18 protein-coding genes are annotated in these 18,821 nt (G+C 54.8%); all 18 read right to left on the bottom strand.

Annotated features, from left to right (window positions below):
* Window positions 1-13 precede the first annotated feature (13 nt).
* The 18 genes from PMI38_RS14165 to wbpB all read right to left on the bottom strand — a co-directional run bounded on the left by PMI38_RS14165 (window position 14) and on the right by wbpB (window position 18,770).
* Window positions 14-1,189 carry a DegT/DnrJ/EryC1/StrS family aminotransferase gene (locus tag PMI38_RS14165; protein ID WP_008095105.1) on the bottom strand — a complete coding sequence of 392 codons (1,176 nt, stop codon included), beginning with the start codon at window positions 1,187-1,189 and terminating at the stop codon, window positions 14-16.
* Window positions 1,190-1,278: 89 nt separating this feature from the next.
* Window positions 1,279-1,902 carry an acetyltransferase gene (locus PMI38_RS14170; RefSeq protein ID WP_008095108.1) on the bottom strand — a complete coding sequence of 208 codons (624 nt, stop codon included), beginning with the start codon at window positions 1,900-1,902 and terminating at the stop codon, window positions 1,279-1,281.
* The gene (locus tag PMI38_RS27355) at window positions 1,899-2,495 is read right to left on the bottom strand and encodes a sugar transferase (RefSeq protein WP_008095109.1); all 597 of its coding nucleotides are present in this window, start codon (window positions 2,493-2,495) and stop codon (window positions 1,899-1,901) included. Before PMI38_RS27355 ends, PMI38_RS14170 begins: the two co-directional genes overlap by 4 nt.
* Before the next feature lie 45 nt (window positions 2,496-2,540).
* Complete coding sequence (locus PMI38_RS14180) at window positions 2,541-3,761, bottom strand: glycosyltransferase family 4 protein (RefSeq protein ID WP_008095111.1); 1,221 nt, start codon at window positions 3,759-3,761, stop codon at window positions 2,541-2,543.
* A 6-nt stretch (window positions 3,762-3,767) separates the two neighbouring features.
* Entirely contained in the window at window positions 3,768-4,898 is a 1,131-nt protein-coding gene (gene wecB, locus PMI38_RS14185) for a non-hydrolyzing UDP-N-acetylglucosamine 2-epimerase (RefSeq protein WP_008095112.1), read from the bottom strand.
* A gap of 28 nt (window positions 4,899-4,926) precedes the next feature.
* A complete protein-coding gene (wbjC, locus tag PMI38_RS14190) occupies window positions 4,927-6,039 on the bottom strand; it encodes a UDP-2-acetamido-2,6-beta-L-arabino-hexul-4-ose reductase (RefSeq protein WP_008095114.1) in 1,113 nt (370 codons plus the stop codon).
* A gap of 3 nt (window positions 6,040-6,042) precedes the next feature.
* Complete coding sequence (locus tag PMI38_RS14195; protein ID WP_008095116.1) at window positions 6,043-7,077, bottom strand: polysaccharide biosynthesis protein; 1,035 nt, start codon at window positions 7,075-7,077, stop codon at window positions 6,043-6,045.
* A gap of 31 nt (window positions 7,078-7,108) precedes the next feature.
* The gene (locus tag PMI38_RS14200; protein WP_008095117.1) at window positions 7,109-7,891 is read right to left on the bottom strand and encodes an AglZ/HisF2 family acetamidino modification protein; all 783 of its coding nucleotides are present in this window, start codon (window positions 7,889-7,891) and stop codon (window positions 7,109-7,111) included.
* A 13-nt stretch (window positions 7,892-7,904) separates the two neighbouring features.
* Window positions 7,905-8,519, bottom strand: coding sequence for an imidazole glycerol phosphate synthase subunit HisH (hisH, locus tag PMI38_RS14205; protein WP_008095119.1), 615 nt, complete (start codon window positions 8,517-8,519; stop codon window positions 7,905-7,907).
* Window positions 8,516-9,652 (bottom strand): N-acetyl sugar amidotransferase, encoded by a 1,137-nt coding sequence (locus PMI38_RS14210; protein WP_008095121.1) that lies wholly within the window; start codon window positions 9,650-9,652, stop codon window positions 8,516-8,518. The genes hisH and PMI38_RS14210 overlap by 4 nt, the downstream gene beginning before the upstream one ends.
* 15 nt (window positions 9,653-9,667) lie before the next feature.
* A complete protein-coding gene (locus PMI38_RS14215) occupies window positions 9,668-10,810 on the bottom strand; it encodes a glycosyltransferase family 4 protein (protein WP_008095124.1) in 1,143 nt (380 codons plus the stop codon).
* On the bottom strand, window positions 10,807-11,181 hold the full coding sequence (locus PMI38_RS27725) for a CatB-related O-acetyltransferase (RefSeq protein WP_274517616.1): 375 nt from the start codon (window positions 11,179-11,181) through the stop codon (window positions 10,807-10,809). The genes PMI38_RS14215 and PMI38_RS27725 overlap by 4 nt, the downstream gene beginning before the upstream one ends.
* A 230-nt stretch (window positions 11,182-11,411) precedes the next feature.
* The gene (locus PMI38_RS14225; RefSeq protein ID WP_043273647.1) at window positions 11,412-12,794 is read right to left on the bottom strand and encodes a hypothetical protein; all 1,383 of its coding nucleotides are present in this window, start codon (window positions 12,792-12,794) and stop codon (window positions 11,412-11,414) included.
* A gap of 108 nt (window positions 12,795-12,902) precedes the next feature.
* A complete protein-coding gene (locus PMI38_RS14230) occupies window positions 12,903-14,186 on the bottom strand; it encodes a lipopolysaccharide biosynthesis protein (protein ID WP_008095129.1) in 1,284 nt (427 codons plus the stop codon).
* Window positions 14,183-15,280, bottom strand: a complete 1,098-nt coding sequence (locus PMI38_RS14235) for a DegT/DnrJ/EryC1/StrS family aminotransferase (RefSeq protein WP_008095132.1) — start codon at window positions 15,278-15,280, stop codon at window positions 14,183-14,185. The genes PMI38_RS14230 and PMI38_RS14235 overlap by 4 nt, the downstream gene beginning before the upstream one ends.
* Window positions 15,281-15,282: 2 nt before the next feature.
* Window positions 15,283-15,858 (bottom strand): UDP-2-acetamido-3-amino-2,3-dideoxy-D-glucuronate N-acetyltransferase, encoded by a 576-nt coding sequence (wbpD, locus tag PMI38_RS14240; protein ID WP_008095134.1) that lies wholly within the window; start codon window positions 15,856-15,858, stop codon window positions 15,283-15,285.
* The gene (locus PMI38_RS14245; protein WP_274517617.1) at window positions 15,855-17,747 is read right to left on the bottom strand and encodes an acyltransferase family protein; all 1,893 of its coding nucleotides are present in this window, start codon (window positions 17,745-17,747) and stop codon (window positions 15,855-15,857) included. Before PMI38_RS14245 ends, wbpD begins: the two co-directional genes overlap by 4 nt.
* A gap of 72 nt (window positions 17,748-17,819) precedes the next feature.
* A complete protein-coding gene (gene wbpB, locus PMI38_RS14250) occupies window positions 17,820-18,770 on the bottom strand; it encodes a UDP-N-acetyl-2-amino-2-deoxy-D-glucuronate oxidase (protein WP_008095138.1) in 951 nt (316 codons plus the stop codon).
* Window positions 18,771-18,821 lie beyond the last annotated feature (51 nt).

Here is an 18,821-nt window from a genome sequence, read left to right on the forward strand (position 1 = left end):
CTGTTGCAGAGCGTTACGCCGCTGCCAACGCCATCACGTCTTTCAGTGCCTGGCAGGTTTTTTCGATTTCCGCAGCACTCAAGGTCGGATGCACCAGGAACATCAGGCTGGTTTCCCCCAGCTCCCTGGCAACACTCAGATGCGGCTCTGGGCGCCAGTGGGTGCCATCAAATGCTTTTTCCAGATAGACCTCCGAACAAGAGCCGGAGAAGCAGGGTACATCGCGCTCCATGATCGCTCCCAGTATACGGTCACGCGACCATTCCGGGCGTAGTGCACCAGGCTCGACAAAAACGTAGCACTTGTAGGCTGCATGCCCGATGCCCTGCCCTGGAACAGGTACGCGCAAGCCCTTGAGCTCTTTCGCACATTCCCAGATCTTTCCGGCATTGGCCATGCGTGCCTTGCTCCAGTCAGGCATGCGCCGCAGCTGAATCCGGCCGATAACCCCTTGGACCTCCATCATGCGCCAGTTGGTGCCAAAGCTTTCGTGCAACCAGCGGAAACCGGGGGCATGCTCGCGCTGATAAACCGCTTCCCAACTTTTCCCATGATCCTTGAAGGCCCACATTTTTGCCCAAAGCTCACGGTCGTTGGTAGTGACCATGCCGCCTTCGCCGCCGGTCGTCATGATCTTGTCCTGACAGAACGACCAGGCGCCGACGTGGCCAATAGAGCCGACAGAACGCCCCTTGTAAGTTGCACCGTGCGCCTGCGCACAATCCTCGATCACTTTCAGGTCATGCTGGGCCGCCAATGCCATGATGGGGTCCATGTCGCATGGCCAACCGGCGAGGTGCACACAGATCACGGCCCGGGTACGCGGCGTCAGGACAGCGCGGATGGTTTCGGCAGTGATATTTTGCGTATCCCTGTCGACTTCTGCAAAAACCGGAATCGCACCGGCGTTGACGATACTGGACACCGAGGCGAGGAAAGTCCGCGGCGTGACGACCACCTCGTCACCCTTGCCAATACCCAACGCGTTCAACGCCAGGTCCAGCGCAACGGTACCGTTGGCAAGCGCTACCGCATGGGCGGTACCGGCCCAGGCAGCGAACTCCTGCTCGAACTGGCGGCATTCCTGGCCTGTCCAGTAATTGACCTTGTTGGACAGCACAACATCGCGAACTGCATTGGCCTCTTCATCGGTGAATGATGGCCAGGGGGCAAAAGAAGTATTCAACACAGTGATCTACTCGCTATCCAGAATTTTCGACAATGCTGGCGACTCGCTGCGCCAGCCATAAATGCTTGGTTCAATAACGCTAATCGCGGTCATTTGCCAATTGCTCGTGCTGGAACCCCAACAACCGTCAGGTCATTTGCAACTGCCGAAACCACTACAGCCCCAGCGCCGACGGTGACACGCGCGCCGATGCAGGTCAGTTGACGCACGCTGGCGCCAATGCCGACCCAGCTTTCGTCGCCGACCTGAACCTGGCCTGCCAGACGCGCGCCAGGGCTGACATGAACAAACGCCCCAAGGCTGCAATCGTGATCGACACTGCAGCCGGTATTGAGGATGGCACCATCACCGATCTCGCAAAACGGGTTAATCACGGCGGTGGCAAACACTACGCTGCCTGCGCCCAGATGCGCGTGCTTGCTGACTACGGCAGCAGGGTGAATGATGGTTGCCATCACAGCGCCAGCTTGCACGAGCTGCTGCTGTTTGGCGCGGCGGATGGCATTGTTGCCAATCGCCACGATCACGCCGTCATAAGTATCCACTGCAGCAAGCAACTGCGCACTGTCCCCGACAATCGACCACACCCCACACACCTTGCGCTCAGGCAAGCCATCATCGAAGAAGTCGATGTGCTCCCAGCCGCACAACGCTGCAGCATCGGCCACTACCTTTCCGTGACCGCTAGCCCCCAGAATCGCCAGCCGGTTCATTTTCGCGAACCGGTAAATTTGGACATGGTGACCTCGCCCTGCGCACTGATACCGTCCCGTACGATGACTTTTTTTACCGTAAGGAAGATGATTCTGAGGTCCAGCCAGAACGAGCGGTTATCCACATACCAGACGTCCAGCTTGAACTTCTCCTCCCAGCTCAATGCGTTGCGACCATTGATCTGCGCCCATCCAGTAACGCCTGGGCGTACATCGTGACGCCGGCGCTGCTCGTGGTCATACAACGGCAGGTACTCCATCAGCAACGGGCGCGGGCCGACCAGGCTCATATCGCCTTTTACGACATTCCACAATTCGGGCAGCTCATCGAGACTGCTCGAACGCAAGAAGCTACCGAAGCGGGTCATGCGCTGGGCGTCGGGTAGCGGGTTGCCCCGGCTATCGACCGCATCGAGCATCGTCCGGAACTTGATCATCTCGAAAGGCTTGCCATGCATACCGGGGCGTACCTGACGGAACAATACCGGTGAGCCAATCTTGCGCCGGATCATTATCGCCACGATGACGATGACGGGCGACAGTACTATCAGGCCTGCCATCGCGGCCACCACATCGAACAATCGTTTCAACATCTCAATACCTAACCAAATTCATCGGCACTACCAGACGTTGCACCATTACTTGCCCAAACGCCTGAAATGTTCGCCAAAGCGTTGTACACCCACTTTCAAGGAAAGCTTCTGACGATAAAAATCCGCGCCTCTCTGGCCCATTTGAGCCCTCATCTGATCAGTCAGCAAACTGAGCTCGATGCAGGCATCCGCCAGCGCTTGAGGGTTTTGCGGCTCAGCTATCACGCCGCAGTCGGCGTCGCCCACCAATTGCGCCGCGTCACCTTCCACTGCCATGATCAACGGTTTGCCGGCAGCCATGTAAGCTTGAGTCTTGGACGGTATGGTAATGGTGAAAAGCGGGTCTTTCTTCAGGTGTACCATCAACGCGTCAGCACTCGCCAGGTAGGCCCCAACCTCTGCCATGGGTACGCCCGGTAAAAAAATCACGTTGTCGAGCTGCCTTTGCTGCGCAACAGCCTGAAGACGCGAAACTTCAACGCCGCCGCCCAGAAAGACCAGCGATACATTGGCCGCTCTTTGCTTGAGAATCGCTGCCGCGTCGATCAGCGCATCAAGCGCTTGCGCCTTGCCCATGTTGCCGGCGAACAACACCCGGAAGGTGTCGCTACCCGGGAAGTTGTCAGGCTTGCCTGCATCCGTGGTACATACCATGTCCTCGGCGCACCAGTTGTAAATCACATCGATCTTTCCCGCCGGGACATCACGCTCGATGAGCAACCGTCTGAACCCAGGCGAAAGCACCACGATCTGGTCAACACGGCGGTAAACCCAGTCGCATACCCGACTCACCAGCCGCAGTGCCTTCTCGTTGGAAAACATGCCAGTAGCCTTCAAGGTATCCGGCCACATGTCCTGGATGTCATACACCACTGGCACTCTACGAAACATCCGTATGAGAGCTGCCGACATGCCGACCGTCAACGGCGGGTGGTAGGCATAGATGACGTCCGGTTTGCGTGCACCGAACAACCCATAGAACAGGCTGGTCGCAGCAAAGCTTACATAGTTGAGTACACGCCCGATGCCGCTCTGCCCATGGCTGGGATAGAGCGGCACGCGCGTCACGTTGACGCCATCGATCACTTCACGCTGTATGAGCTTGACCTTGTATCCCGAGTACAACTTACCGCCAGGGTAATTGGGGAAGCCGGTAACGACTTCCACTTCAAAACCTTGAGCAACCAGTTCACGGGCAAACACCAACCCCTTGAACGTTGGCTCCGGGTCAAACCATTGAGTGAGCAGTAGAATGCGCGTGGCCATGGCAGATCAGTACCTTCTCCAGACGGTACGCATTACATAGTCACGGTAGCTGTGGATAATTCGCACCACCTTCTCGGACACATTGGGCATGCTGTAGTCTTCCACCAGACGCAGGCCTCGGCACTCGCCACGTGGCTGGGTTTCCAGCAGCGCCAGCCCCTGCAGCACGCGCGTCACATCCAGGCCAGTCATCATGACTGCGGCCTCCTCCATACCCTCGGGGCGCTCATGTGCCTCGCGCAAGTTCAGTGCCGGGAAATTGAGGATGGACGATTCTTCGTTGATTGTGCCGCTGTCTGACAAGACAGCCTTGGAAGCCAATTGCAGCTTGTTGTAGTCGGTGAAGCCCAGCGGTTTGAGCAGGCGTACATTGGCGTGAAACTTGACACCCAGCGCATCGACACGTTTCTGCGTGCGGGGGTGGGTAGAAACAATCACCGGCAGGTTGAACTCGGCGGCCACTGTATTGAGCACGTCCACCAGCTTGAGGAAGTTGTTGTCCGACTCAATGTTCTCTTCGCGGTGTGCGCTGACGACAAAAAACTGCCCTTCTTCCAGTCCAAGGCGCTGCAGTACATCAGAAGCCTCGATCGACGGACGGTAATGGTTGAGCACCTCGAACATCGGGCTACCGGTCTTGATCACCATGTCTGGCGGCAGACCCTCGCGGAGCAGGTAGTCACGTGCAATGGTGCTGTAGGTGAGATTGATGTCAGCCGTGTGGTCGACGATGCGTCGGTTAATCTCTTCAGGGACGCGCATGTCGAAGCAACGGTTGCCTGCTTCCATGTGGAAGGTCGGGATCTTGCGGCGCTTGGCCGGGATCACCGCCATGCAGCTGTTGGTATCCCCCAGAACCAGCAACGCCTCAGGCTGTACCTCGGCCAGCACGCGATCCACCGCAATGATCACGTTGCCAATGGTCTCTGCCCCGGAGGCTCCGGCGGCATTGAGGAAATGGTCGGGTTTGCGAATGCCCAGGTCCTGAAAGAAGATTTCGTTCAGCTCGTAGTCATAATTCTGGCCGGTATGCACCAGCACCTGTTCACAATGCTGATCAAGCGCACTCATGACCCGCGACAGGCGAATGATTTCCGGACGGGTTCCAACAACAGTGACAATTTTCAGCTTTTTCATACTGTCCTCATTTCATGCATCAACCGGGTCAGGGGCAAACCGGCAACGCATAAGTGTCCGGGTGTTCGCGATCGAAAATTTCATTGGCCCACAGCATGACGATCATTTCGTCATCACCGATATTGGTAATGTCATGGGTCCAACCTGGGACTGTCTCGACGATAGTCGGTGACTCGCCACTGGTCTGAAGTTCGTAGAATTCGTCGGTGACGACATGGCGAAAACGGAAGTTTGCCATGCCTTTGATCACCAGGAATTTCTCGGTCTTGGAATGGTGATAATGACCGCCGCGCGTGATGCCTGGATGAGCCGTGAAGTACGAAAACTGACCGGCTTCAGGGGTTTTCAGCATTTCGACGAAAACACCGCGTGGGTCGCCGTACTTGGGCACTTCATAGGTAAATGCTGCAGGCGGCAGGTAACTGAGGTAGGTGGAATACAGCGCGCGCACAAGGCCCACACCCACATTCTCGGTGATCAGCGTCGAGCGGCTTTCACGGAAACTGCGCAGTTGTTCAGCCAGTGCGCCCACCGTGGTGCTGTAAACCGGTTCGACTTCGACCCTGCCACTGCCCACGTTCTCGCCATCCATGACGGCCAGGAACTTGCTGACCACATCATCGACATAGACCAGGCTCACGGCTGCAGAGGCATCATGAATCTGGATAGGCAGGTCATGAGCAATATTGTGGCAGAAAGTCGCTACCGCCGAGTTGTAATTGGGGCGTGCCCACTTACCAAACACGTTCGGCAAACGGAAGATATAAACGTCATTGCCATGCGCCTGAGCAAGCGCAGTCAACGCCTGTTCGGCTGCCAGTTTACTCAGCCCGTACGGGTTGTCTCGCTCCGCCTGAATAGACGAGGTATAGAGTACCGGAATGTTTCGCCCGGTGGCTTTCACAGCCTCGCACAGCTGCTGGGTCAGCTCGCGGTTGCCACTGCCGAACTCCGCTGGATCCTGAGGGCGATTGACGCCGGCCAGGTGAAAGACGAATTCGGCTTGCGCGACCTTGGTTTCCAGCGCTTGCAGGTCATCGCCACGCGCGTGAAGGATGACTTCAACGTCCTTGCGTTCGCGCAAATGAACAAGCAGATTGCGGGCGATGAACCCATTGCTTCCAGTGACCAGAACCTTCATGGGTCACTCCTCCGGCGTGGCATGCTCGCCACGCTGGATGGCCTTGATGAATTCGAGCTTCAACAGCAAAGCCTGCATCTGCGCCACATCGAGGCGGTGAGTGTTATGCGAGTTGTAATCTTCGGTATGGGAGATCTTCTCTTCGCCCTGCTCGACAAACTTGCTGTAGTTCAGGTCGCGCAGGTCTGGCGGCACACGATAGTAATCACCCATGTCCTCGGCACATGCCATCTCTTCCCGACTGAGGAGCGCTTCGTAGAGTTTTTCACCATGGCGGGTACCGATGACCTGAACAGGATGCTCTGGTCGGCCAAGTAGCGCGGTCAATGCCGATGCCAGGGTTTGCACCGTGGCAGCTGGTGCCTTCTGCACGAACAGATCACCGTTGTTGCCATGCTCGAAGGCATACAGCACGAGGTCTACCGCGTCAGCCAGGGTCATCATGAAACGGGTCATGTTCGGGTCGGTGATGGACAACGGCTTGCCCGCGCGAATCTGATCGATGAACAACGGAATCACCGACCCACGCGATGCCATCACGTTGCCGTAGCGCGTGCCGCAGATCACCGTCTTGGCCTCATCCAGGTTGCGCGACTTGGCGACCATGACCTTTTCCATCATGGCCTTGGAAATACCCATCGCATTGATCGGGTAAACCGCCTTGTCGGTGCTCAGGCACACCACGCGTCGCACTTCGTTCTGAATGGCCGCCTCAAGGACGTTCTCGGTACCGATGACATTGGTCTTGACGGCTTCCATTGGGTGGAATTCGCAAGACGGCACCTGCTTCAACGCCGCAGCATGGTAGATGAAGTCGACACCTCGGGTGGCGTTCAGCACGCTCTGGTAGTCCCGAACATCGCCGATATAGAACTTGAGCTTGGCGCTGTCGTAGCGCTTGCGCATGTCGTCCTGTTTCTTCTCATCGCGGCTGAAAATGCGTACTTCCGCGATGTCGCTATCGAGAAACCGTTTGAGGACCGCGTTGCCGAAAGATCCGGTGCCGCCGGTGATAAGAAGCTTTTTACCTTTGAACATATGATCTGACCCTTGCGACGTGCCCGAGTAGTTATCGGGCACGTAGAGCTGAATAAATGATGTCGTCTTTCTGCTGGGCACTTGGATAGCTGATCAGCACCGCTCGATATGGCCCCTTGAACACAAAGAAACTGCCCGCCGCCACGCCAACCACGCCACACGCCTTGACCACGCTGGCCATGTCCTCGAGCGAACCGCCGCCGCCAAGGATGGTGATCGGGATGTGCACTGCCGCGCGAAGCTTGGTCGCCAGATCCAGGTCGTAGCCCTTCATCTTTCCATCATTTTCGATCGAATTGAGAACAATCTCCCCTGCACCCAGCTTTTCCAGCTCCTGGGCCACCTCCAGCACGCTGCGCTTGGTGTTGCGCGTGCCATTGTGTGTCCACACTTCCTGATGCTTGCTCAGCAAGCGTGACTTGTGGTCCAGCACCACGACGACGCTCTGACTGCCAATTTCTTCAGCAATCTGGGTAACGAGCTGGGGGTTTTCCAGGGCAGCCGAGCTGATGGCTACCTTCTCTACCCCCAGCTGGATGATCTTCTTGGCTTGCGCCGCGGTGCGGATGCCACCTCCGTAACACAGTGGCATACGGCATTCGGCGGCGAGCTTGGCAATCTGCGTATAGTTGGGTTCGACACCATGCGCCGTGGCGTCAATGTCGATTACGATCAGTTCATCGGCTTCCTTTTCGTTGAAGATCTTCACCGCATTGATGGGATCTCCGACGTATTTCGGATCCTTGAATTTGACCGTCTTGACTAGCCCACCCTCTTGGATGAGCAGGCATGGAATGATCCGGGGTCTTAACATTGTCAGTATCCGCTCACAGTTCCGCGAAGTTTTTCAGCAGGCCGACACCAAAATGGTGGCTCTTCTCAGGGTGGAACTGAACGCCATATACGTTCCCAGCCTGAACCGCGCAACTGAACTCAAGACCGTATGAAGACATCGCCGCACGGTGTTGTTCCTGCTCGCAGTCGAAGAAGAACGAGTGCAGGAAATAGAACCGCGCCTCTTCTTCGAAACCTTTGAACAAGGGGTTGTCGTTGAGGGCGGCCACGTCATTCCAGCCCATGTGAGGCAACGGCAGGTCTGCAAGGTTGGGGACTGACTTGAAGGAGCGAACGCACCCAGGCACCCAGCCCAGACCTGCCAGGCGCCCTTCTTCGCTGCTGTTGGCGAGAATTTGCATGCCCACACAGATACCCAGCACAGGCAGCTTGTGCTGCTGCACCAGCTCTTCGAGCGCAGGACGCATGCCCGACGCATCCAGCCGTTCGATCGCATGGTCGAAGGCGCCGACGCCAGGAAGGATCAGTTTGGTTGCACCATCCAGCTGCGCTGCGGTTTGCGCAACTGCCACCGGGATGTGCAAGCGTCGATAGACGTTAACGAAGGCCTGGATGTTGCCCAAGCCATAATCAATGATGGTGATCATCTGAACAGCCTTCTTTCCAATCCGATTGCACTGAGCACTCTTGCACCAATGCCGATCACGAAACGTTTGTTTTTGTAGTCACGGAAGGTCTTGTTCTGACCTTCGAAAATGCCTTGAAGCTCAGGCACAGTCAAGTCCAGCTTGTGTGCTACGTATTCGAACTCGGATTTGAGGAAGTTTTCGTCCATTTCAGGCTGGGCGATGCGCTCAAGCGCTGCCTCTCGCGTCAACTGCCCGGTCATGATCAGGCTGGAGAAATGCGCGCGGCGCTTTTCGTAGCCGAATTTGCGCGGCATCCAGTAGTCTTCGTAAAAGCGCGTGAAACGCGACTCGTGGTGTTTATGCTTGAACCGCTTCCAGCCGAACAGGCGCTCCAACGTGGCTTCTGCGTCCGCTTTGACGTAGGGCACGAGGTTCAGCGGCTTGACAATCTGCATGCCGAGGATGCGCTGGTAATAAATCTTGTAGGTCAGAATATCAACGAGCGGGAAACTCTTCAGTGACCGCTTGCCAAATTGGCCGTGAATATCATTGAACAGCGTCTTGTCAATCCCTGGGTAGCCGCCCCATTCTTCGGGCTCACGGCAGCACTCCGTCGAGTAATTGGCGCCGGTCAAGACATATTTGATCTTGTGCTTGTGTGCAAATTTGTAGAGCGAAGAGAAGAAGGCAGCATCCTGCGGTAAGTCCTGATCGGAAATTTGCGAACGCAGGAAGGCCACTTGAAGGTCCTTCATTTCCTCCCAGTTGATGACGTCGGTGTAGAGGTCCAGGCCGAGTCCGTCGACCAAGCGCTCGATGTTGCCAACCGCCTGGTCAGTGTTCCAGCCCGCGTCCACGTGGAAGAGCAAAGGCCTCAGGCCCATGACATTCTTGGCTACATAGGCAGCGTACGAGCTATCCAGACCGCCACTCAAACCGATAATGCAATCGAAGTCCTTGCCTTTACCGTGCTGCTTGATTTTTTCTGCCAGCGCCATCAATTCGGCTTCGCCACGCGCGCCAGTGTCCCAATTGGGCTTGATCTCACTGTCGAAGTTGGCGCAGTACTCGCAAACGCCATGCTGATCAAAGCGAATGTTCGGGTCGCTGGTGTCCATGATGCAACGCGTACAAATTTTGTAATTCTTCATATTAACTTCCAGCAATTAGGTCAGCAGGCGCTTTGCCATGCGGCGATAGTCCAAAAGACTCGAAGCAATTTCGTAAGACCGCCTCGAGTAAGTATCCAATATTCCTGGGTCTGCCTCAATCTGTGCAAAGGCGCGAAGCAAATCGCTTTCCTCACGAACGGCCCATCCATTCCCCTGCACAAACGGAACATGACTGGGCACGTCAGCAACAATGACAGGTCGACGAGCGCAGAGGCTCATCTGCATCGTCGCTGACTGGCTGCCTGGCTGAACGTAGACATCTGCCGCACACAACAAGCCATATAACTCATCGGCAGGTTTCCAGCCCAGAAAAGTGATACGCGGATCCTTGGCAATGAGCGCACGCGCCTCCTCGGCAATGGCGTCATGCAATTGACCGACAATCAAGAAGCGGAAATCCTCAGATTGCAATTGCGAGAATGCCCGAAGGCTTTGAACCAGCTTCTTTTTCGCATCGAATTTTCCAGACTGTAAAAACACCGTCTGGCCAGGATCAATACCCAGTTCCGCGCGTGTTCCAGTACGAATTTTTTCATAGCTCGAATCATCGGCAATCTTTCCTCCCAACGGGAAAAATTCCATAGCCGCATCGTCGATACCATATTGTTTGCGACAGAATTCGAGCGTTTCCTGAGAAATGCAAAGCACTTTGTCTATAGCTGGCAGCGCCGCCCTGATGATTGGACGGTAGTAAAAATTGTGCAGCACTTTTGACAAACTGGTCACTGCGCTGTTATTTGCATCCTCGTGGCTATCGACATAAAGCTTAACATCCGGATGCTTGCGCTTGTACCGTGCCGCGGTGCGCAACTCCCAGCCACAAAGCCCATGAAACATGATCACGTCTGGAGCGAACGTCTCAAGAATACGCCCCAGTTCGTTATGCATTCTGAGTTTCTTTTTCAAAAAGAACGGGGCGACCCCACTGTAGGGTAACCGTATAACCCGAGCGCCATCCGTTCCCATATAATCCCCCGGCGCGGTGTAGCCGAGGGTCAAATTATCCAGGTAGGTTTCAGTGGACGCCACTACCAGTACATCGTGCCCGGTATCGACGTGCTCACGCACCAGTTCGTTTTCCTGATACCGATAACCATCAATATAGAAACATGACACACACAGATGAATGATCTTCATAGCAAGTTCTGACTTTTCAAAAAAGCTTCTGGGTCGGTGAAATGGACAGCCGCCGCACTCAATTGCTCATCCGATAGCTCCCACCAACGGCTTTTCAGAAGCCCCTCGATTATGGACTCCGTAAATCTGTAACGTATCAGGCGTGCGGGGTTGCCGCCATAGATAGCATAAGGAGGGACATCCTTGGTGACTACGCTGCCCATGCCTATCACAGCCCCCGTTCCGATCGTAACCCCGCCCTTGATCAAAACGCCCTGCCCAATCCAGACATCGTGCCCTATGGTCGTGACGGGCTCCCAACGGTAATCATGCCGGGAAAACTTTTTCTTGATGCTCTCTTTATGCGCCAGAAACACAGGGCTGGTCGACACGTACTCGATGGGGTGCCGCGCGCCCCCGACTACAACATTGCTTGCGACTGAACAAAATGCCCCAACAGTCGTTCTTATGAACGTGCAATCATAGCCGCAGAAGCTATGCTCACCAAAACGTGTAGAAATCAACGTACTGCCCGACTCTACTTTCGAACTACGAGGAATATGTGAATCGATCAGTGCAGCGCCTCGTGATTTTTTTAGTATTCTCGAGATAACATATCCAATCACAGCCGATGCCCCCATAGCTTCATTCTGAATTTGTCAAACCATAGCATGGCAATCCACAGCCCCCCGCCAAAGGAAGCCAACATGGTAGAAAAAGGACCGTTGGTACTAATGAATGCGAGAGGGAAAAGCGCCGTCAGCAGCAGCACCTTGTTCCACCCCTGGGACACCCAATCCAGCGCGATCAACCAGACTGTGTAAAGCATGAAGATGGCCAGCACGCCTGGACCACCGGCAGCGGCGACACCATCGGTAGCGACAAAACTGGCATTAGACTGACTCTGCACGCCCAGCACCCGCTCAGCCAGAATTTTACCCAGAGCAGGCCATTTTTCATCAGCTGCATACGCTGCAGGTACCTCAGCAAACCAACTGATGCCCGATACGTGAGCCCAGTAAGTAAAACCTTGCGTAGAGAACAAGTCATAATATTGAGTAACAAACAAGCCGGGGCAAGCGATTAAACGCGTATAAAAGTAGAAGCCCAATTCTTGGAAAAGACCAACCTGATCAAAGAGCTCCGCAATCAGGAAGACCATCACCCCACCGCCCACAAACAAGTACACCGGGGCATTAGGATTCGCGCCACGCGCTTTGAAAATGAACGCCATCAAGAACATTGCGAACGGCAACAGAAGCACTGTCCGCTCGGCGGTTATCATGAACACGAAAATAAAACCAGCAAAACCGAGCAGCGCAATCAAGATGCGCTTAGATATCAAACCGGTAGCAAACAGCACCGGCGAGAAAAAGTAAGCCAAATAAACCTGGCAGTATCCTATGAACAAGGAGGTGGCCGCCCCCTTCTCCCGTTGCGCGTAGATATCATCCACGCCGGAAAAAGAAAGAATATCCTTATACGTCAGAAACAAGACGAGAAAGCAGGTGAGTGAGCCCAGCACGCAGGTGAGCAACAAAGGCCGCGAGAACGATCTGGAAGCGTTACTGCGCAGGGGAACACAGCGAACAGCCAAGCAACAACCGACGAGACCGATGCAAAAACAAGAGAACAGCCCCAAGTACCGATCTATGGAGTCCTCATAGTTGAGCATGCCAGTAACGACCCCTGGCAAGTAGACGCAAAACACCAAGGCATAGATAAACAGAGAGGACGGTCTTGTCAGGTATAATGGCATAACGAACGCAGGAATGACCGCCAACACGATGATGAGCAGCATATTGCTCAAATTAAAATGAGGCGAATTGAACCCCCAAAAAGCCTGCACCAGAGAGAGGTATTTGTCATGACCATAGACAAGAGCAAAAACATAAAATACAACAGCCGCCAAAAGCTTTATGCGCGCCACATTCACCCATGCCAGAGAGCTTGGCAACATTGAGGTATCCTGCTCCCTGAATCGACCCGCAATTTCACTGTCCATTATGATCACTCTTTCGGTTAGCCGGCGCATCGTCATTTCGTGCGATACAATTTACTTGGCCATCACGCCAGCCCCATGCCAAAGGCTTTGACTGCGTCCAACACCCTATCAAACCTCTTTCATTGCCGCCGCCCCCTTCCCGACTGCGTGACCGATCAAGAAATGAGCAAATAAAAGGTCTAGAAGATACACGGCCGACATCTGTACGACATAAAATAGCAAGAAGTCTTTGAAATCAAGGGCGAAATGAATGGCGAGCGCGAGTAGCAATCCTGTGGACATCAACCTGAACACATGCAGTGCAGGCAAATACCAGTTGTAGCGAAGCACCAATGAAACGCGATCCAGGGGCGTACTGACAAAAGCACTGAGCGCGGCAACCATCAGCACTTGCGCATACAACCCCGCATCATGCCATTGCCCCCCCAGGACCAATGGATAAATCCACGGGGACAAAATACCAGCGCACAAATAGATGGGAACCCCGAATAGCACCAGTTTTCGAATGGTCATAGTCCAAAGCCCTTTAAGGACAAGCGGTTCCTCCGCGTGCAACGCCGCACGCTGGTAGAAAACCTGGCCAATGGCCGCGCCAATCAATCCAGAGGGAAGAAAAATAGTGGCCATGACCATCGAAAACTGCCCGAGTATTTCCGTACCGTATTTGGCTGATATGTAGAAAATAGGTGCCGCACTGCTGACAGTAACCAGGATATGTGACATCACCAGGGCGCTGGCACCACTGGCATGTTTTTTTAAAGGGCTCACAGCATCAGGTGCATGCGCACAGGCGCCATGGATCAGATTTTTAGAGTAAGGCAGCAGGGCGCCAATCTTGCCCAACGCACTAAATAAAGTTGTAAAAATCAGGCCGCTCGTGGTTACCGCAGCCAACAGCGCACCCGACGCGACATAGGCCGATTTGCCGAACACTTCCGACATGGCGGAGATCTTGTAGGCACCTGAGCGCTGAGCATTATGTTGAAACGCCAGCGCCAACGACACGAGCAGTGCGCTAAGCGGTGCAACAATCAGATAATCAGCACCTTGTTCCACCGACAGCAGTCGAGCGATCTCCGCCGAGAACGCGTACAGCAGCACAGTAAACACAACGCCTGTAACAAGGCCAAGCTTCACGACCCCAGAGAACAACCAACGTGCTTGCTGGTCGTTTTTAAGCATCTGAAAAAAATACTCATATCGCCAGGTCATGATTCCCGCAAAAAACATTACGAGCTGCAGGAAAATATTCTGCACTGCAAATTCCTGAGGCGCATACAGCCTCGACAACAGCGGAATACCTAACACCCCGACAACTTGTGCAATGGTATTCCCTGAAGCTTGCAAAAAAATGTCTCGCCAATACGACGAGACATATTTCAAAACCTTCATTTAAGCGTACCGCACGCGGCAACCAGAGCGTCCACTACCGTTTTGATCTCGGCTTCACTCAAGTAGGGGTGCATCGGCAAACTCAAAACCTTGGTCGCTAGCGCATCCCCTACCGGGAGATAAGCGTCAGAAGCGACTGCGGTTTGCTTGTTAAGCGGAATGGGATAATGAACCACACTTGGCACACCGCTCGCTTTCAACTCGGCCTGGACGTTCTCGCGCCCCTCTACCTGGACAGTAAACTGCGCGAAGACCGAGGTATTACCCTCTGCAATGTGCGGGAGCTTGATTGAACCTTGACCACTCAACAATTCGTTATAGCGTTTCGCCACCTGCTGACGAAGCACTATTTCGCTATCAAAAATATCAAGCTTTGCCAGCAGCACTGCGGCCTGCAGCGTATCGAGCCGACTGTTAACGCCTACCCTTACATGGTGATAACGCTTTTCCTGGCCGTGCCGGGCAATCTGACGAATAACCAGAGCAAGGGCTGGATCATTAGTAAAGATGGCACCACCGTCGCCATAACCGCCGAGCGGTTTACTTGGGAAGAAGCTGGTGCAGGCCACGGTGGTCAACCCACAGGAACGTCGCCCTTTGTAAGTAGCACCAAAGCTCTGCGCAGCATCCTCAATAACCGGAATATTATATTTTTCCGCAATCTGGTTGATCGCATCAAAATCAGCGCACTGCCCATATAGCGACACGGGCACTATCGCCTTCGTACGCGGCGTAATGGCGGCTTCCAGTTGCTTGACATCCAGGTTGCATGTGCGTTCATCAACATCCACGTACACAGGCGTGGCGCCGAGCAGCGCAACAGTTTCAGCCGTGGCAATATAGGTAAACCCTGGCGTGATCACTTCGTCACCGGGCCCGATGCCGAGTGCCATTTGAACAATTTGCAGGGCATCAGTACCGTTGGCACAGGTGATGCAGTGATCCACGCCTACATAAGCTGCCAGACGCTCTTCCAACTCGGCCACCTCAGGGCCCAAGATGTATTGGCCATGACTCAATACGCGCTGAATACCGGCGTCGATAGCAGCCTTGATGCGTGTTTGTTGCTGTTTCAGGTCAATGAACTCAATCATGGTCAAACATCCAGTTTTTCAAGGAAATTGCCGCGCACCACATACGTTGCCCCTGTGTGCGAGCAAATGGCCTGGCCATCTGCGCTTACATCCAGTTGCTCACCAAACTCACTCATCCAGCCAATCTGCTTGGCCGGTACCCCGACCATCAGCGCATAGGCGGGTACATCCTTGTTGACGACCGCGCCGGCGCCTACAAAAGCAAATTCGCCAATGGTGACCCCGCAAACAATCGTGCAGTTCGCCCCCAGTGTCGCGCCCTTTTTCACCAGCGTGTCTCGATACTGGTCCTTGCGCTCGATGAGCGAACGTGGGTTGTAGACGTTGGTAAAAACCATGCTTGGCCCGCAGAACACCCCGTCCTCCAGCGTGACGTTGTCGTATACCGACACGTTGTTCTGAATCTTGCAGCGGTCACCGATCACGACCTTGTTGCCGACAAAGACGTTTTGCCCGAGGGAAACGCCTGCGCCAATCCGCGCGCCGCTACAAACATGGACGAAATGCCATACGCGCGAGTCTTTGCCAATCTGCGCGCCTTCATCGACGATTGCACTGGGGTGCTGATAATGATTCATTGCTTGAGACTCACGCTGGATTGAGTTGGGTCGAACAACTGTTGTAGCTGCCCGCCGGCGAAATGCCCGTAGCGACGCGCCCCGATCTCATTGAGATGATGGTTATCCTGGTAGATAAGCTCGCCCTGTTCATAGGGTGCGTCGGCAAAAAAGCTTGAATTGGAGAAATCCACATAATGCACGCCTGGGATGCCTCTGGTGAGCTCCGCGACCTGCTGATTCGCTGCTTTCCATTCATTATTGAACGTCAGGGTAGCTGGCAACCCGAGCTCCCTGAAGCGTCGAACCCTTTGCACATCCGTTCGGAACATCGGCACCTGCCCCAGGACCACAACCTGCTTAGGGTCCGCTGAGGCATCATTCAAAAATGCCTGCAGAGCTTTGACGAATGCCGGGCTCGGCATCTGGTATTGCCACATACCTGCAATGATCACCTTATCCATTGTCAGCAATGCCTGTTTCACCGCGATGATTTGTGACCGGCAAGGCTGCTGGGCATATTCAGGCAGGCGCTCAACGTCGAAAGCCGGGATGGGCACGCAACTGCTGGCAGTGAGTACGCGATACGCTACACCCTGTTCGGTACCCGCCTGATCCAGGAAGTAATTGAGCTGAGCAGCATGACTGTCGCCAATTACCAGAACCGATGGTATGGCGCTGGCAAGGCCGCGCTTGCATTCCCCTATCTGTTGCCCGTGACAGATCAGCTCTGGCGCCGCATAACGAGCTTGCTCCTGGGGCACTGGCGGGACAATCAGCGGGTTGAACCTGATAGCCAGCAAGACAATCGAGGCAATCCCGACCACAGCGAGCGCAAATCTGGGAGCCAAACGTCGAGCACCCGACAACTTGCGGGTCGGCTGCTCGACGAATCGATAGGAAAGCCACGCCAGAACGAACGAGGCGACCAATGCGACGAAAAGCCATCCCCCATTCAACTCGTACTGCCCGACGTAATAGCGAATGAACGCCAAAACCGGCCAGTGCCACAGGTACAAGGAATAGGAAATACTGCCAACCCACACCATCGCACGGGTGGACAACAGCCTGTTGACAGGGCCGCGCCGCGCCGCGATCACCAGCGCCGCCCCGACGCAGGGCAGGACCGACCAATAACCTGGGAACTGCGTTTTATCAACCAGGACAAAACTGATCGCAAGCAAGATAGCGCCAAGCAAGCCGAGCACCACAGAAAGCCGAACAGGCATTTCTCGATGCCGAAGACCAAGCGCGACTATTCCACCGAGCAAGAATTCGGGCATGCGGGCGAGCAGCGAAAAATACGCATGAGCGTACCCACCGTCCGAGACCTTGATGCCACTCCACATGAACAGCCCCACGGTGAGCAGTGACAGGACCGGTAGTCGCCAGGCGCGCGGCAGGCATAGCAAAACCAGGGGGAAGAACAGATAGAACTGCATCTCGATCGCGAGCGACCAGGTATGCAGCAGGGGCAACTCCTCTGCGCGAGGTGCAAAATAACTGCCGAAATCCGAAAAATACTGGTTACTGGTAAAAAGGGCTGCTGACTTCAAACTCTGACGGAAGAACTCGAAATCAGCGCTTAAAAACAGAATGGACGACGCTACGCTGACAACCGCCAGCATGATGGCGTACGCCGGAACAATTCGCTTGATGCGGTTTACATAAAACGACGGCAGATGGATCTTGCTGCCCGGCTCGGTTAGCAAAGCCGTGATGATGAACCCTGAGATGACGAAAAAGACATCAACACCCACATACCCCGACTGGAGCCATGAGTTGTTCATGTGGTAAGCCAGTACAGCAAGAACTGCTACCGCTCGCAGACCTTGGACATCCAGGCGGATATCTTTGCTCTGGGACAGCACGCTCGATACTTTCAGCGATGTTTCGTTATTGTTAGACACGCTACGCAGGACCTTGAAAACATTGCTCCGCGAGGAAATGGGCGGCCTCACGGCCGCCAGCATTACAATTTTTCAGCGAGCAAGACTGAGCACAAACGGATGCGCCTCATTGTCCTTGGCCTGAACCACAGGGGCGCTGCGGATAACGTTGACGGTCTCCACGCAGTGGCGTGCGTCTTCAATGCCGTAACCCCGACCGGCCAGGATTTCTTCATAGCTGGTGGTGTGGAGGTCGGTAAAGCCTTCGGAAAACTCCATCTCTTCACCATCGACGGTGATTGAACGGTAGGTGGGCTTTTTGCCTTTGACGGACTCCGGCAGATCATCGGCATCGACGGAAAGGAACCAACGCACTCGCGCTTTTTCGTACTCGAGGTAGCCGGCAGCCTTGTGCTCCGATGTGAAGTGCACGACGTTGCGCTGCAGCTTGCCGAAGATGAAATGCAGCATGTCGTAGAAATGCACACCGATATTGGTTGCCACCCCAAAAGACTTGCGAGGGTCACCCTTCCAGCTTTTCAGGTACCACTTGCCGCGCGACGTGATGTAAGTAAGGTCGACTTCGTACTTGCGGTCACGATTTTCGGCCGCCACCTTGTCCTTCAGGTTAATGATCGCCTGGTGATGGCGTAACTGCAGGATGTTGTACAGACGCTTGCCGGTTTCCTGCTCGATGAGTGAAAGCTGATCGAGCATCTCCGGGGTTGGCACCAGTGGTTTTTCGCAGATGACATCACAACCCAGGCGCAGGCCTGCCGCGATGTGTGGATAGTGCAAGTAGTTTGGCGAGCAAATGGCTACATAGTCCAACGCAGTCGCCGCGTCGCGCTTCAGGGCATGAGCATGTTCGAGAAAAAACTCGAACTCGGTGAAAAACTCGCTTTGCGGCGAGATGCTATCGATTATCCCGACCGAGTCATTGATGTCGTAGGCGGAAACCAGGCGGTTGCCGGTATCCTTGATGGCGCGCATGTGTCGAGGGGCAATGTAACCTGCTGCGCCGATCAGAGCGAAATTCTTCATGGTGCTTCCTTCGAAAACAGTGAATCCGCCCGACAACAGGCCGGGCGGAGC

It is taken from the genome of Pseudomonas sp. GM84, assembly GCF_000282535.1.
In the GTDB taxonomy this organism is placed as follows: Bacteria; Pseudomonadota; Gammaproteobacteria; order Pseudomonadales; family Pseudomonadaceae; genus Aquipseudomonas.